The sequence below is a fragment of the Chitinophaga sp. 22308 genome (genome assembly GCF_052045305.1).
In the GTDB taxonomy this organism is placed as follows: Bacteria; Bacteroidota; Bacteroidia; order Chitinophagales; family Chitinophagaceae; genus Chitinophaga; species Chitinophaga varians_A.
Map to the genome: position 1 here is coordinate 545,238 of NZ_JBQEOP010000001.1, position 15,585 is coordinate 560,822.

The following is a 15,585-nucleotide window of genomic DNA, read 5'->3' on the forward strand; positions in this document are numbered from 1 at the left end:
TTAGATAGAATAACCAGTATTTTAGAAGGATTAAAATAAAGGGAGTGAGATGAATAAAAGAGCCAGAAGAAACAGAATACTAAGAAAAATCATTAAAATAGCTCCGTATGCGGCATTTTTAGCGTTAGGTGTTCTCGGCACTATCTATGTCACCAATCTCAACAGATTAAAGCGTAATTACACAGTTACAACCGCAATAGTATTATCTTTTGCTGCTGATTATAAAGGTAGTGGCGGTAGTATTGATTATGAATTCGTGGTTGAAGGGAGGAAATATAAAGGCACCAGTGGTTATCCCGACCTGATTATTCAGAAAGGGTATTCGCTTGTTGGAAGGACATTCCCTGTAGCGTACGAAAAGGGCAAGACCGCTAATAGTATGATATTGATTCTTCCTGAGCGCTTTGAGTCATTTAATATTCCATTTCCTGATAGCCTTGAATGGGTGAGGGCTTACTCCAAATATTAAGTTTGAAAAGCCAATAATAAATAATTCTCATCTTTATCACTAAGGGCCGGCATAAGCCGGCCCTTAGATTTCCGGAGAAACCTTAATGTATATATTGTAACTGATGAAAATGCCGTGTATACATGACAGTTACCCTATCATGCCTGCTGCATGGTGGGTTATTGATACAGGTATCTCAATGCAATGATGTCGTTAGCATTGAAAGGACGGTTTACGCCGTTAGGAATACAGGCCAGCATCCAGCTGTTGGGATCTCCGCCGGTGGGAGTGCCCGGGATGTTGATAGCGCCTACGCCGGCAGAACCTTCGTTACCGCCGGAACCGCAGCTATAGGCACGGTTGAAGTAGTCAGTATGTCTGAAGCCGATAGTGTGGCCGATTTCATGGGCAATAACGGTAGCCAGGTAGTTCTGGTTTGGATTGCTGCCCAGGGCGTTGGCGTCAGAGTTCAGCAGGATTGGGCTGGGAGGGTTGCCGGTAGAGCAGTTGGGAAAGCCGGCAGATTGTCCCAGGATACCGGCGCCCAGGCTGGCATACCGGATCTGGACCTGACCACCGCTGGCTACGCGGGAAAACTTCAGCCGCAGGTTCAGTGCGTTGTAACGGGCGATCGCAATATCTGTTGCGCTGGTATAGCCGGAGGGCAGGCCACTCACTGAAACGGTGATGGTCCTTGGCAGGCCGGTGATCAGGCAGCTGGTGCGATATTGCTCGTCATTGGCAATACGTAATACAGGAGAATTGGGTTTGTAATTCAGTGATTCGTGTGTCAGGTAGATATCACCTTCTACTACGTAACCACCTTCTACAGTGCGAACATTATCGGTGTTGTATCCGAGGCTGGCAATCTGATTTTTTACGGCGTCGGAGACTTTTGATTGTTCTTGCTGAACAAGATCCTGGTTGTTATCTCTTTTACAGGAATACACCACTCCACAGAGAATGGCAACCATCAATGAAAGGCCGGCGGCCTGTTTAATAGTGATTTTCATTTGTCAGGTTTTGAGGGTTTGGGTTTACATCAATTCTGAAGCAGGTTGACAGATTTTGGTTGCTATCATTGAATTGGGCTATTGATTTTGGTTCGCTACAGATATATGTATAAGGGCTCTCGTTGAAATGAAGATAGACAGTGTCACTGCATTGTGTTTGCAAGGCAACTGTTTTTTTGTTTTCCTGTAAAGGAGCAATGTCATTGTTGGAAGGAGTGCGAATGTTCGTTAACAATTCGTTTAGTTATTCAATTGTTAACGGGTGGTTGTTTGTATATTGGCCGTGGTGGCGGTTTTGTGGGTCTTTAAATGATGTAAAAAGTACCCTTTTTTTGATCACTGACGGCGATCGTTATACGTTAAATCGGTAAAATTCCACTTTCCCTATCTACTTTTTATAATTGACAAAAAGTTTTCGCATCGGGTGGAAAACAGTGTTAACTTTATTCAAGATTCAGATACGCTACCAAGAACATTTCCATGTTGTAAATGCTGGCAACGTTAATGACCAAACCGAATACTTTGACTTCTTGTATGCAGATCGATAGTTGGGCAACATTCGCCAATTCATCGAATTTCTTAACTACCTCCGGAGGTTAAAACAGGTAGTACTAAAATCAATCATAACAATGGTATTATAGTCATGTGTCGGCGACGCTAACATCCCTCATGTGCACCGGGAAATATGCACGCCCCTCGTTCTAACCAATGCCAACCTGGCTTATTTTCTTTTCACCATGATCGCATAATGACAGCATTGCCATCAGGCAGTGTATTGCCCTCCTACCGTCATGGTATACACTCTTCATGATTGCTTACAGCTAAAGGGTCACGCCCTTTTATCCTTATACCGTTTATTTCTAAAATGTGTGTTTATGAAGCGTTGGAGTTTTACTTTGTTGGTGTTTTTTACAGGCCTCTCTGCTGCATTTGCTCAACTCAAAGTTGGGTCTAACCCCAGTCAGATCAATAAGTCTTCCATCCTTGAACTGGAAAGTACCCGGCAGGGTCTTTTGCTGCCAAGGATACCGGGCGCCAATCTTACCGCGGCGCCATTGAACACTGCGCCTGATGGTATGATCATTTATGTGACTGATTCTGCCAGTCTTTTTATCAGGAAATACGGGCAATGGCAGCGTATGTCTGCAGACAGCATCAGCACCTGGAACATTACCGGCAATGCCGGAACAGATTCCACTAAAAATTTTCTGGGTACCACCGATCAGCAACCGGTGATCTTTAAAACCGGTAATACAGAGAGAATGCGCCTTACGGCAGGTGGAAGTTTTACCATGAGCGCCGGTACTATACCAGCGGGTACCAACCAGCTGCAGGTACTGGTGATAGAACCCACTACAGGGCAGGTATTACAACGTACCATATCAGCAGCTGCCTTCAGTAATGCGATTGCCTCGCTGAACGGGTTAAGAGACACCGCCCAGACATTTGCCGTAGACAGTGCTGTAAGTAAAGATTTTACCATTAGTTCCGCGAATGGTGTGCACACATTTAACATACCAACACAGACAGGCACCGGTGCCACCTCACGCGGGTTATTATCTTATGGAGACTGGCTGCGGTTTGATTCCTCTGCCCGATTCCAGATATTACACACCTTATTTGCTGTTACACCCGATGCTAACGGAATCAGTGTCAGTAATGGAACATTAACGCTGCATGCAGCAGACGCCACTAATCCTGGTGGTGTTTCTATCGCAGACCAGACTTTCGGCGGTAATAAAACTTTCCAAAACAATCTGCATATCATACAAAATACTACTGTTGACGGTAATCTGCTGTTGACCACCATCGGTGCGGCGGCGCCAACAGACAGCAACAATGTGCTGATCCGGCGGTCGGATGGCACAGTGGTGCAAAGGTTTCTGAACAATAGTGCTTTCAAAACACTGGTCACCGGTAAAAGCCCCGGGTCGGTGAATGATATTAACATCGACAGCAGCTCCGCCACGCAGATGGTGATCAATATTCCTGACGCCTCCACCACGGTAAGAGGCGTGGTGAACCTCCTCAGCGGACAAACCTTCGCCGGTTATAAGAGCTTCCGGGATTCGCTGGCAGTCGGCGTGGCGGAAGGCACCAAAGCCAACTCCAGTTTCCAGGTCAACGGCTCTATGTCTACCAACCTGACGAAGGTAACGAGCAGCTATGCCGTCACTGCGGGCGACAATACCATCCTCGCTGATGCCACCGGCGGCGCACTGACTATCACGCTGCCCAGCCCTGGCACTATAGCCGGCCGCATTTATACCATCAAGAAAATCGGCAGCGGCGGTATCGATAAGGAAGTGACCATCGCCACCAGCGGGGGCACTATAGACGGTTCCAGTAACTATATTATTTACAACGACTGGACGTTTGTGACGCTGCAGACAGATGGCACAGACTGGTACGTGATTAAGAAGTAGTGATGTATTGCTACTGCTTTCATCATTCAACTAGCTGTTATGGGAAGTACATTTCATGTGTGCCGTCTGGTGGTTTTACTGCTGCTGCTGCCGCTGTTTGTTGTTGCGCAACAGTTAAAGCTGGGCAGGAACCCCGCCGTCATCAATAAATCATCTGTGCTTGAGCTGGAAAGCCAGTCACAGGGATTGTTGCTGACCCGGATACCAGATACGACAGTAGCTCCGTTGACCACAGCACCGGATGGTTCCATCCTCTTTTATCAGGGTGATAATAGTCTGCGTGTACGTAGCAGCGGCGCCTGGAGAAAAGCGCTTTTTGCGGTGGACACTACTGATATAGCAAATTTTTTTCTTAAAGTACGCTCCCTTTTTAGCGCCGGTAGCGGGATAGTTTACAACAATGTTACCGGGGCTATTTCGGTGTCAGGTTCTGCGGGAGGAGCGTGGCTGCTGGGCGGCAACGGAGTAGCAGCTTTGCAGAACCTCGGCACCACTACCAATTTTGACCTGCCAATTATCACCAACAATACCGAGAAAATGCGCATCAGCGCCACAGGCAGTGTAGGCGTTGGTTCCAGCGCCTTCAATGCTACCAACCCGGAACGTTTGCTGGTGGACGGTGGAACATCTACTTCTAATAACCTCATACGCGGGCAGGGCAACGTAAACAACAATTTGCAGCTTAGCATACAAAACCTCCACGGCGGCCAGAGTGCCCGGACGGATGTTGTGGCTTATGCCAACAATGGTAATACTTCCAATAATTTCATTGACATGGGCATTAACTCCGGAGGATACAGCAACGCTACGATCATCGGCAGTACCAATACTGCTTACCTATATGCCACCGGGAATAATTTTGTGATCGGTAACGCCAGCAATAATAAGAACCTGATATTTATTACCGGTGGTATCGCCGCTGCCAATGAGGCAATGCGGATAGACGGCAGCGGGGATGTAGGTATTGCCAATACCACCCCGGCAGCAAAACTGGATGTTGGCGGTAATTTCAAGCTGGGCGCCAGCGGTACGGTGATGAGCAGTATGATCAAATCTAATTTTTCTTTGTCAGACAACGTCACTAATATCACTAACACGGTCAGCCTGACAAAAACGGCGACGGTCACCGGAGCCAATCTCAATGCCTCGGTGATCGTGAATCCACGGAGCGCGCTGCCACAAGGGCTGGCCATTGCCTATGCTTTTGTGAGCGCCGTGAACACCGTTACCATCAATATCATCAACAGCGGTGCCGGTACCAGTGGTAACCAGAAGCTGGGCAGCGTCACCTTCGATGTAACCATTATCAATCCCTGATGCGTAACGGTATCATTCATATGGTAGTCTGGCTCTTAACAGGAGCGAACGTATGCGTTGCGCAGACAGGCGTATATGTGCCGCAGGGAGGCGATATCAGCGTGCATGCACAGGATACGGTGGCCATCTTCAGTGATGTGAAAAATGATGGCCGTTTTGGTTCTTTGAAAGGAAGTGTGGTGAATTTCTACGGGAATAAATGGGAAAACGCCAACGGGGCGGTTTTACCGGACGAAAATGAATATAACAACACTCACCAGCAACATATGGGCGGTATCTTCCGCTTCCTGCATGTAAAAGGTATTAATAACGGAGCACAGCATATCTATGGGGGCTACAGCGCCAGCGCCAACGCCGGTGCGAGCTTTCCCAACCTAAGTATTGGTAATGTGAATGATGTTTACCTGGATGATTTAAGCGACCTGAAAGTGCGCTATCATCTCAACTTTGAGACGGGACACCTGCTGCTGAACGGTTGGAACCTGGTGGTCGGGGATGGTCATCCCGGTGATATTACCGGCTATTCTGACAAATCCTTTGTCGTAACAGGTTCCCAGCCGGGCGGCGGTTTTCTGTTCCGGGAACAGATCAGTGCTGCGGACAGCATGGTGGTATTTCCTGTTGGCACCACGACTGGCAGTTATTCGCCCATGGCATTGAGGAACAATGGCAGTGCGCCGAAAACCATACAGGCCAGGGTATTTGACAGCGTTTACCGTTACGCGCTTTCCGGGAATATGGACGCATCCGGGTTTGTGTTAAAAACGTGGCATATCAAACAGGACTCCGGCGCGCTGAATAATGTAACCGTAGTGTTGCAACACCAGGAAGCAGATGAAGGCAGTAATTTTTCGCTTAATCGCGACAGCAGTTATATCACCCGCTACGGCAGCGGGACCGGATGGGACACCGTGGCGCCTTCCGGTGTAAGGACTCCCGGAACATTGACCAGTGGCACGCTGCAACGGAATACCTACCTGAATGGCCGTACTTTCCGTGATGGTAGAGAAATCAACACGTACCTGTCGGTAGCGGCATTTAAGAATTTCACTTCTGACGTGGCGCTCTTTTTTGAAGCTTACCGGGAAACCGTTCAATGGGTAGGCACCCATTGGCGCTCGACGAAAGAACTGAACCTGGACCATTATGAAGTGCAACGGCGACGGGAGAACGAAGATAGTTTTTATACCGTGGCCAGCGTTGCGCCACATAGCCTGAACGGTACTAGTAACGGTCCGCTGGACTACCATTACCGGGACGACGATATGTATGACAACTGGACCTACTACCGGCTTAAAATATTCGGCCGCGACGGCAAAATATCTTACAGCGCTATTAAACCGGTACCATGGCTGATCCAGATCAATATATCGCCCAATCCCAATGATGGTAATTTCCGGATAGAACTGGTGGGCATACATCATCAGCTGCGTATGGTGATGCATGATGTGGCCGGCCGCGAAAGGGACAGCCGTATTATTAGCAGCAACGTTACCATGATATCAAAGGCAGATTTGCCTGCCGGATTATATATCCTGACATTTTATGACATAGAAGACGCGAATCGTGAGGTAGTGACCAGCAAAGTGGAGATTGTTCATTAATCAAATGAAGGTGCGGTCAGCGTAGCGCGGAGCCATCGTCTGATCTGTATTTTCAAAAAATTAAATTAAAAATAAAAACCACTCCTAGTAAAACCAGCAGTAAGCCCAAAAAAAGCCTGTGCACCATCACAGGCTTTGCTCTTTTGATAACTGGTTAGGATTGTCAACATTTATTTTAAAATCAATTTTTTGTTTTTAAAATTTATTCTATATTTAGAATGAACTACTATTCCGGATAATAGCCATTAATCAAGACTCAACAGCCCGATCATTGACGAAGCCCTTTTAAAATTTCCTGGTGAATCCCTCAAATGCACAACCCTCAAATGTCTGTCAAACTCGAGAAGAAAAGAAGTCATCTTTCCATGCATAATAAACATACATGCAGCCCCATTGTTTCTGCATCTTTCCGGTTGATTGTTCTGTACGCATGGACGGACGCATAACAATGCCTTTTTATTGCTTTTAATGTCATGTGCTGTTGACGTGCAACCGCAGGGCAACTCATGCCCGGAAGGTGGCACTATTGGCTCCCGCCTGAATATCTCACCTATATAAATATCGCTTATGGACAAAACAACAGCAGGACTGAATGAATTCCTCGCTATTTCAGTACCGCTCACAGGCTACCCGCGGATATCCCTGATAGCCACCGGAATGGCGGATGTGTATCTGGCCGACGTTCGCCGTATAATCGGTCCGGAGACGACCGATGAGTATCTGAACCTGACAGCCCGTATTTTAAAGGAGGCGGGCGGCGACGAACCGGCGCTTGACCGGGCAATCCGACAGCGGTTGCTCGCCAGCCTGAAATACGGGCCTCTCACCCGTAATATCATCCAGATGTGGTACTGGGGCGCGTGGCTGCCCTTACCGTCTGAATGGATGGCGAAGTATGGCAAGGACCTCAAAGGAAATGAAAACCACTTTGTATCCCCGGAAGCTTATCAACAGGGACTGATATGGAACGCCATGGGCAGCCATCCTGAAGGCTCCAAACAGCCGGGCTTCGCTTCATGGGCCGTAGCGCCGCTGTCATAATAACGATCAGGTACAAACGGATACATCTTACTAAAATCACCACAACAATGGAAAACAAAGAATATGATGTAGTCATCGTAGGCTCTGGCATTGCCGGGTCTATCGTCGCCAAAACCCTTACACAGGCCGGTAAGCAGGTATTGCTGCTGGAAGCCGGTTTGGAAGCCGGAATGGCCTTTGATACTGAAGGCGCGTATAAAAATTACCAGGATTATATGCGGTCGTATTATACGGCACTGGCCAAAGTGCCCAATGCGCCCTATCCTGATGTAAAAGACGCGCAGTCGCCCAACGTGCTGGACATGGCGCAGATCAACGGTACGCTGGACAAAGGATATTTTGTGCAGAAAGGCAAGCTGCCTTTTGCCAGCGATTACGCCCGTGCGGCCGGCGGCACCACCCTGCACTGGCTGGGCACCTGCCTGCGTATGCTGCCCAATGATTTTAAAATGCGCAGCGTATATGGCCAGGCGGTGGACTGGCCTATCGATTACGCCTATCTGAAACGTTATTACGAAATGGCTGAACGGGAAATCGGTGTCGCCAGCGATGTGACTGATCAACATTATCCTAATATGGGTAATGATTTCTTTGGTAAAGACTATGTATTTCCCATGTATAAAATTCCCCAGAGCTATATCGATGAATCCTTTAAACAAGGGCTGAAAGGCCTGGAAGTTTCCCTCAACGGCGATACCTACTCGCCATGGTGTACCAGCACGCCACAAGGCAGAAATTCCACGCCAAACGAAAAGTACCGTCATGCTGCCACGGTATGGAATAAGACGAATGGGAAGCTGGAGCTGAAGCCTTTCCCCAAAGAAAGCGATGTGTACGTTCCCGTGGGCGCCATATGGGACCCTTACTCAGGGCAGCGCTGTGAAGGCAATGCCAGCTGTGTGCCTATCTGCCCTGTCCAGGCGAAATACAATGCACTAAAAACATTGAAGAGCGCTAAAAAAGAACATCTGACGCTCATTAGTCAGGCAGTGGCCACAAAAATTAATATCGATACCAGCACTGGTAATATCACGGGCGTAGCGTATAAAAAATATGAGCATCCTGACAGTAAGAACTATACGGAGAGCGTGGCCAAAGGGAAGATCTATGTGCTGGCGGCCAATGCCATCGAAAACGCCAAAATACTGCTGGCGTCAAAAGCTTGCAAAAACAGCGAAGTGGTGGGATGTAATCTAATGGACCATGCCGTGTTGCTTACCTGGGGACTGATGAAAGACAAAGTATATCCTTTCAGAGGCCCTGGCTCCACTACCAACATCCCAACTTTCCGGGACGGTAACTTCAGAAAAGATCATGCCGCCTGGATATCACCTATTGACAACTGGGGCTGGGGATGGCCTACCGGTTCTCCGGACACGGACCTTGACCATGCCGTGTCCACGCTCAATTTGTATGGTAAAGACCTGCGGACGCACATCGGCGACCAGTTGTCCAGGCAGTTACTGTTGCATTTTGAATGTGAGCAGTTACCGGAAAAAACCAACCGTGTCTCCATTGATGAGAATTACCTGGACAATATCGGCAACTACAGACCGGTCATCACTTACAATGTGAATGACTATACGCTGAAGGCGTTCAAAGCCTCCAAGTCGGTGTCTGACCAGATTTTTGCCGGCATGGGCGTGCAGGACTATACCAACTACCCGTCTAACGAACCTGACTACACGACCTTTGATAAACAGGGATATGTTTTCCGGGGCGCGGGACATGTGGTGGGTACGCATTGCATGGGCACCAACAAGAAAGATTCCGTAGTAAACGATAAACAACAGGCATGGGACCATCCAAACCTTTATCTGGTGGGAGCGGGCAATATGGCCACGCTGGGGACGTCCAACCCGACGCTTACGCTGGCGGCATTATCATTTGCAGCGGCAGAAAACATTTTGAAGGCAATCAAATAATTGTTTATCTAAATACCATTGATATGGAGACCAATCAACTCATTTCAGGCATCCGTCACCGGTTGATACGAAGCGGAGAGCCTACCCTCACCGAGTTTAACCAAATCACTACCATAGAAAGTTTACGCAAACATCTGCAAGTGGCCATTGAGCTGGAGCATTCTACTATTCCACCTTACCTGTTTGCTTTGTACTCTATCCGGGAGAACACCAACGACGCCTCCGCCAGGGCCATCAAAGGCGTGGTAATGGAAGAGATGCTGCACATGATACTGGCCTGTAATCTCCTGAACGCCGTTGGGGGAGAGCCAGCTATCTCGCATCGGGATTTTGTTCCGGTGTATCCTACTTACCTGCCGCACAGTAATGAGGCTTTTAAGGTGAGCCTGCAGAAATTCTCCCGCCCGGCGATTGACACATTCCTGAAAATAGAAAAGCCCGGCGGGAAGGGCGCCCCGCCACAGGCCGACCGCTATGCGTCCATCGGGCAGTTTTATGAAGCGATTGTCGATGGACTTAAAAGGCTGGCGGCCAAGGGAAACATCTTTACCGGCGACCGTTCCCGGCAGATCAGGCCGGAGCAGTTTTATGGCGGTGGCGGCGGCCTGATAGAAATATACGATCTGGAAACGGCGGAGGAAGCGATCTCAGAGATAGTAGGACAGGGAGAGGGAATAGACGACACCATTGAAGATAACAACCACAAACTTTTTGGCGAAGAGGTGGAATATGCACACTATTTCCGTTTTAATGAAATCTATAAGGAACAATATTACAAACCTACAGATACACCCAAAAGCGGCCCTACGGGCGGTAAGTTCCCTGTGGACTGGAACCAGGTGCATAATCTCAAAGAGAACATCAAAATGAATGACTTCAAAGAAGGAACAGAGGAGAGGGCGATGATGCATCAGTTCAATAAACGTTATTGCGACATGTTGCGGCTGATACATAAAACGGTAAATGGCAAGCGGGAAAAACTGGAGGAGGCGGTCATGATCATGTACCAGCTGAAATACCTGGCACAGGGACTGATGAACGTGCCGATGGGCAATGGCCTGTATGCGGCGCCCAGTTTTGAGTATGTAGAATAACAGTTTGTTTGCTCAAACGTCAGTAAATAAAGTGCCCCGGAAAGCATTCTGCTCTCCGGGGCCTTTTTGTGTTTCAGGTGTGGGTTGACTAGTTCCAGCCACCGCCGAGCGCGCGGTAAATATTCACCATGGCGTTCAGCTGTTGTTTTTTGGTTTCGATCAGTTCAAATTTTGACTCCAGTGCGTCGCGCTGTGTCAGCAGCACTTCCATGTAATCTGCGCGGGCGAACTTGAACAGGTCGGTGGAAATGGTGATGGACTGCGTAAGTGCGGCCACCTGCTTCGACTTCAGGTCGTAGCTTTTTTCCAGGTTGTTGATCTTCGCCAGCTGGTTGGCTACTTCCACATAAGCGTTTAAGATCGTGCGTTCGTAATTATAGACCGCCTGCAGTTGTTTGGCATTGGCGCTGTAGTAAGTGGCTTTTATCGCGTTCCGGTTGACCAGCGGGGCCACCAGTTCCCCGGCTACGGAATACAGCATGGATTCCGGTGTTCTCAGCAGGTAGCCCGGATTAAAGGCATTATAACCGAAAGAGGCGGTGATGCCCAGTGACGGGTAGAACTGCGCTTTGGCCACCTTGATGTCCAGCTGTGCTGCCGCCAGTCCCAGTTCCGCCTGTTTGATGTCGGGCCGGTTGGCCAGCAGCTGCGAAGGCAGACCGGCATGGATAGAAGCCGGCACCAGTTCCTCGAAATGTTGTCCATCTCTTGGCACCGGCTGTGGATACCGTGCCAGCAGGAAGTTGATCCTGTTCTCTGTTTCAGTGATCTGCTGTTGGATATCGTATTGCAGGCTTTGTGTTTTCAGCACTTCGGCCTCAAATTTACGTACAGCCAGCTCCGTTACACGGGTAGCTTCTTTTTCCAGTTTCACGATATCGAGCGCGTTCTGCTGGATGGCCATATTCTTTTTCACGATTTCCAGCTGGTTGTCCAGCGCCAGCAGTTCGTAGTAGGAGTTGGCCACTTCGGCCACCAGGTTGGTGATGACGAAGTTGCGGCCTTCCACGGTGGAGAGGTAGCGGGCAACGGCTGCTTTTTTAGCGTTATGCAGTTTATGCCAGATGTCTACTTCCCAGTTGGCGTATACCCCTAACAGGTAGTCGGGCAGCGGGTCGGGCATTTCCTTTCCAGGCTTGATTTCCGTGTTTTCTTCCGATGCGCCGATGTTGGTGTAGCGGCCTACCTTGTCCAGGCCCGCACCGGCCCTGAGGCCTACAGAGGGCAGGTATTCCCCTTTTCTGGCCCTTACTTCATTGCGGGAGATTTCTATCTCCTGTAAGGTGATATTCAGTTCCTGGTTGTTCTTCAGCGCTGTGTCAATCAGGGCCACCAGGTGAGGATCGGTAAAATACTCCTTCCATTTCACCTGCGCGGTGTTGGTGCTGTCCTGCGAGTTGTTATAACTGTCAGGGACCTGTTTGTTGGCTGTCTTTCCCGTCAGCTCCGGCACCTTACAGGCCGCATAGGTGAGGGAAAGACAGATGAGTCCTATATATTGATATTTTTTTCCTGGCATATGATCAGTTTCTTGAGTGATAGCTGTCTTCTTCCATGATGAGGATCTTGCGTTCTGTCAGCGGTTTCTCATCTTCATCTTTGATCAGCTTGCGTTTGGCGGCGATGCTGCCGAATATGTAATACAGTCCCGGAATGAGGATGACCCCGAAGATGGTGCCTATCAGCATGCCTCCCAGGGAGGACGCGCCAATGGTGCGGTTACCGATGGCGCCCGGACCGGTGGCGAATATCAGCGGGATCAGACCGGCGATAAATGCCAGGGAGGTCATTAAAATGGGACGGAAACGGGTTTTGGCGCCTTCGATGGCGGCATCAAATACGGGCACGCCTGCACGGTGTTTCTGTGCGGCAAATTCCACGATCAGTACCGCGTTTTTGCCTAGCAGGCCCACCAACATGATCAGCCCTACCTGTGCGTAGATATCGTTGGAAAGTCCCATTACTTTGATCAGCAGGAAGGAACCAAACACACCGGCCGGCAGGGAGAGCACTACCGCCAGCGGCAGTACGAAGCTTTCATATTGTGCGGCCAGGATCAGGTATACAAAGAACAATACGATCAGGAAGATGTACAGCGCTTCGTTGCCACGGCCGGCTTCATCTTTGGAAAGACCTTCCCAGTCAATGCCATAGCCATGTGGCAGGGTTTTGGCGGCCACTTCCTGGATGACTTTAATAGCCTCGCCACTGCTGTAGCCTGCTGCGGGCTCACCGCGGATGGCGGAGGAATTGTACATATTGTACCGGGTGATCTCATTGAGGCCGTGTGATTTTTTGATGCTCATGAAAGCGGAGTAGGGCACCATTTCGTCACGGTTGTTTTTTACGTAGAGGTTCATCAGGTCGTCTGGCAGCCGGCGGTACTCCGGTGCCGCCTGTACGTAAACTTTGAGGAAGTTGCCGAAACGTATGAAACCCAGTTCATAGGTACTACCGATGAGGATGGAGAGGTTGTCCATGGCTTTACCGATGGAGACGCCTTTCTGCATGGCGGCCTGATTGTCTATCTGCAGTTCATATTGCGGATAGTTGGCGCTGTAGAAGGTGAACAGGCCGGTCAGTTCCTTGCGTTTTCTCAGCGCGGCCATAAATTCATCGTTCACTTTCTCCATCTCTTTATAATCATCGCTGTTGGTTTTATCGAGCAGACGGAGGGAGAAACCGCCGGCAGCGCCATAACCCGGTACGGCGGGAGGGCCGAAGAACTCGATGGTGGCGCCGGGTATTTCCTTACATTTCTCTTCCAGTTCGGCGATGATCTGGTTCACGGAGTGTTTGCGTTCTGACCAGCCTTTGAGGTTGATCAGACAGGTACCGGCATTGGAGCCGCGGCCTTCCGTGAGCACTTCGTAACCTGCCAGCGCGGATACGGACTCAATGCCGTCCACATGTTCGGCGATTTCCTGTACTTTTCTGGCGAGATCGTTGGTGCGTTCCAGTGTGGAACCGGGAGGCGTCTGGATGATCGCATAGATCATGCCCTGGTCTTCACTGGGAATAAAGCCGGAAGGCAATACGGCGCTGACACCGAAGATACCCACGCCGAAAGCGATCAGCAGGCCGAAGGTGACTACCCTGCGGCTGACGATTTTCTCCATCAGCCGGGTGTAGCGGCCGGTGAGTTTCTCAAACCCTCTGTTGAAGGCGTCCAGGCCGTACTGGATGGGTGTTTTCTTCTTAGGCTGGCCGTGCGTGTTTTTCAGCAGGATGGCGCAGAGTACAGGCGTGAGCGTGAGTGCCACCACGCCGGAAAGCACGATGGACGTGGCCATGGTGATAGCGAACTGCCGGTAGAAGATGCCCACGGGTCCGGGCATGAACGATACCGGGATAAACACCGCTGCCATTACAAAGGTGATGGCCACGATAGCGCCGCTGATCTCATGCAGTACTTTTTTAGTGGCTGCATAAGGAGAGAGGTGTTCTTCTTCCATTTTTGCGTGTACCGCTTCAATCACCACGATGGCGTTGTCCACCACGATACCGATGGCCAGTACGAGGGCGAACAGCGTGATGAGGTTGATCGTGAGACCGAAGACCTGCATAAAGAAGAAGGCGCCCACCAGTGATACGGGCACCGCCAGGGTGGGAATGAGCGTAGAGCGCCAGTCGCCCAGGAACAGGAACACCACGATGGCCACCAGCACGAAGGCTTCACCGAGCGTGTGCACTACCTTTTCGATGGAAGCGTCCAGGAACGTGGACACATCATAGCTGATCTGGTAGTCCATGCCCGGAGGGAAATCGGCTTTCATCTCTTCCAGTTTGGCTTTCACTTCCTTGATTACGTCGCTGGCGTTACTGCCGTAGGTTTGTTTCAGTACAATGGCCGCGGAGGGATGATTGTTCAGGTTGGAATAGATATCATAAAATTCGCTGCCCAGTTCCACGTCTGCAATGTCTTTCAGGTGAAGGAGCTCACCGTTCGCGTTGGCGCGGATGATCACGTCCTTGTATTGTTCGGGCTGATTATATCTACCCTGGTAAGTGAGCACGTATTCGAGGGCTTCGGAGCGTTTGCCGTCGCTGCGGCCGAGACGGCCGGGAGAGCCGATCACGCTCTGGCTGCCCAGTGCTTCCATCACCTCGTCGGTGGATACGTTGTAGGCCCGCATCCTGTCGGGCTTCAGCCAGATACGCATAGCATACTGGCGGCTGCCAAGGATTTGTGCGTTACCGATACCTTTTACCCTGCTCAGTTCGCGGAGGATGTTTACGTTGGAGTAGTTGTACAGAAAGTTTTCGTCCGCTTTGGGATCTTTACTGTATACGTTTACATACATCAGCATGTTGGGCTGAAGGATGTTTACCACGATACCTTCGCGTTGTACCAGTTCAGGCAGACGGTTGGTCACCTGTTCGATACGGTTTTTTACGTTTACCACGGCCTGATTGGGATCAGTACCCAGGTCGAAGACCACTTGTATATTGGCTTCACCGGCGCTGGTGGCGTCGGAGGTCATGTACTTCATGCCGGGAACGCCGTTGACAGACTTTTCCAGCGGGATGAGCACCGATTTTACCAGTACGTCTGCACTGGCCCCCGGATAGGCTACGCTCACGATCACCCTCGGCGGTGCGATGGAGGGGAACTGTGAGGTAGGCAGGGTATTGATGGCCAGGACGCCCATGAAGATAATGACAAGGGATATCACTATCGCAAAGACCGGCCGTTTCATGAATATATTAAACATCG

The 15,585-nt window shown here is 49.9% G+C and carries 10 protein-coding genes; 7 read left to right on the forward strand and 3 right to left on the reverse strand.

Annotated features, from left to right (window positions below; genetic code table 11):
• The first annotated feature begins 49 nt into the window (after nucleotides 1-49).
• Nucleotides 50-469 carry a hypothetical protein gene (locus ACTJJS_RS02245; RefSeq protein ID WP_440662229.1) on the forward strand — a complete coding sequence of 140 codons (420 nt, stop codon included), beginning with the start codon at nucleotides 50-52 and terminating at the stop codon, nucleotides 467-469.
• A 158-nt stretch (nucleotides 470-627) separates the two neighbouring features.
• Here the strand turns inward: ACTJJS_RS02245 and ACTJJS_RS02250 are convergent, their stop codons facing one another.
• The gene (locus tag ACTJJS_RS02250) at nucleotides 628-1,461 is read right to left on the reverse strand and encodes a M57 family metalloprotease (protein WP_440662230.1); all 834 of its coding nucleotides are present in this window, start codon (nucleotides 1,459-1,461) and stop codon (nucleotides 628-630) included.
• An 875-nt stretch (nucleotides 1,462-2,336) separates the two neighbouring features.
• Here ACTJJS_RS02250 and ACTJJS_RS02255 point away from each other — a divergent pair.
• The 6 genes from ACTJJS_RS02255 to ACTJJS_RS02280 all read left to right on the forward strand — a co-directional run bounded on the left by ACTJJS_RS02255 (nucleotide 2,337) and on the right by ACTJJS_RS02280 (nucleotide 10,868).
• Entirely contained in the window at nucleotides 2,337-3,887 is a 1,551-nt protein-coding gene (locus ACTJJS_RS02255; protein ID WP_440662231.1) for a hypothetical protein, read from the forward strand.
• A 39-nt stretch (nucleotides 3,888-3,926) separates the two neighbouring features.
• Nucleotides 3,927-5,204, forward strand: coding sequence for a hypothetical protein (locus tag ACTJJS_RS02260; RefSeq protein WP_440662232.1), 1,278 nt, complete (start codon nucleotides 3,927-3,929; stop codon nucleotides 5,202-5,204).
• Nucleotides 5,204-6,808 carry a T9SS type A sorting domain-containing protein gene (locus ACTJJS_RS02265; RefSeq protein WP_440662233.1) on the forward strand — a complete coding sequence of 535 codons (1,605 nt, stop codon included), beginning with the start codon at nucleotides 5,204-5,206 and terminating at the stop codon, nucleotides 6,806-6,808. Before ACTJJS_RS02260 ends, ACTJJS_RS02265 begins: the two co-directional genes overlap by 1 nt.
• 567 nt (nucleotides 6,809-7,375) lie before the next feature.
• The gene (locus tag ACTJJS_RS02270) at nucleotides 7,376-7,849 is read left to right on the forward strand and encodes a hypothetical protein (RefSeq protein WP_440662234.1); all 474 of its coding nucleotides are present in this window, start codon (nucleotides 7,376-7,378) and stop codon (nucleotides 7,847-7,849) included.
• A 47-nt stretch (nucleotides 7,850-7,896) separates the two neighbouring features.
• On the forward strand, nucleotides 7,897-9,774 hold the full coding sequence (locus tag ACTJJS_RS02275; RefSeq protein WP_440662235.1) for a GMC family oxidoreductase: 1,878 nt from the start codon (nucleotides 7,897-7,899) through the stop codon (nucleotides 9,772-9,774).
• Between the two features lie 23 nt (nucleotides 9,775-9,797).
• Nucleotides 9,798-10,868 (forward strand): ferritin-like domain-containing protein, encoded by a 1,071-nt coding sequence (locus tag ACTJJS_RS02280; protein WP_440662236.1) that lies wholly within the window; start codon nucleotides 9,798-9,800, stop codon nucleotides 10,866-10,868.
• 88 nt (nucleotides 10,869-10,956) lie between these two features.
• Here ACTJJS_RS02280 and ACTJJS_RS02285 read toward each other — a convergent pair whose 3' ends face one another.
• Together ACTJJS_RS02285 and ACTJJS_RS02290 are read right to left on the reverse strand one after the other, a co-directional pair.
• Nucleotides 10,957-12,387: a TolC family protein gene (locus tag ACTJJS_RS02285; protein WP_440662237.1), complete on the reverse strand. Its 1,431-nt coding sequence runs from the start codon at nucleotides 12,385-12,387 to the stop codon at nucleotides 10,957-10,959.
• 4 nt (nucleotides 12,388-12,391) lie between these two features.
• Nucleotides 12,392-15,583 (reverse strand): efflux RND transporter permease subunit, encoded by a 3,192-nt coding sequence (locus ACTJJS_RS02290; protein WP_440662238.1) that lies wholly within the window; start codon nucleotides 15,581-15,583, stop codon nucleotides 12,392-12,394.
• Nucleotides 15,584-15,585 lie beyond the last annotated feature (2 nt).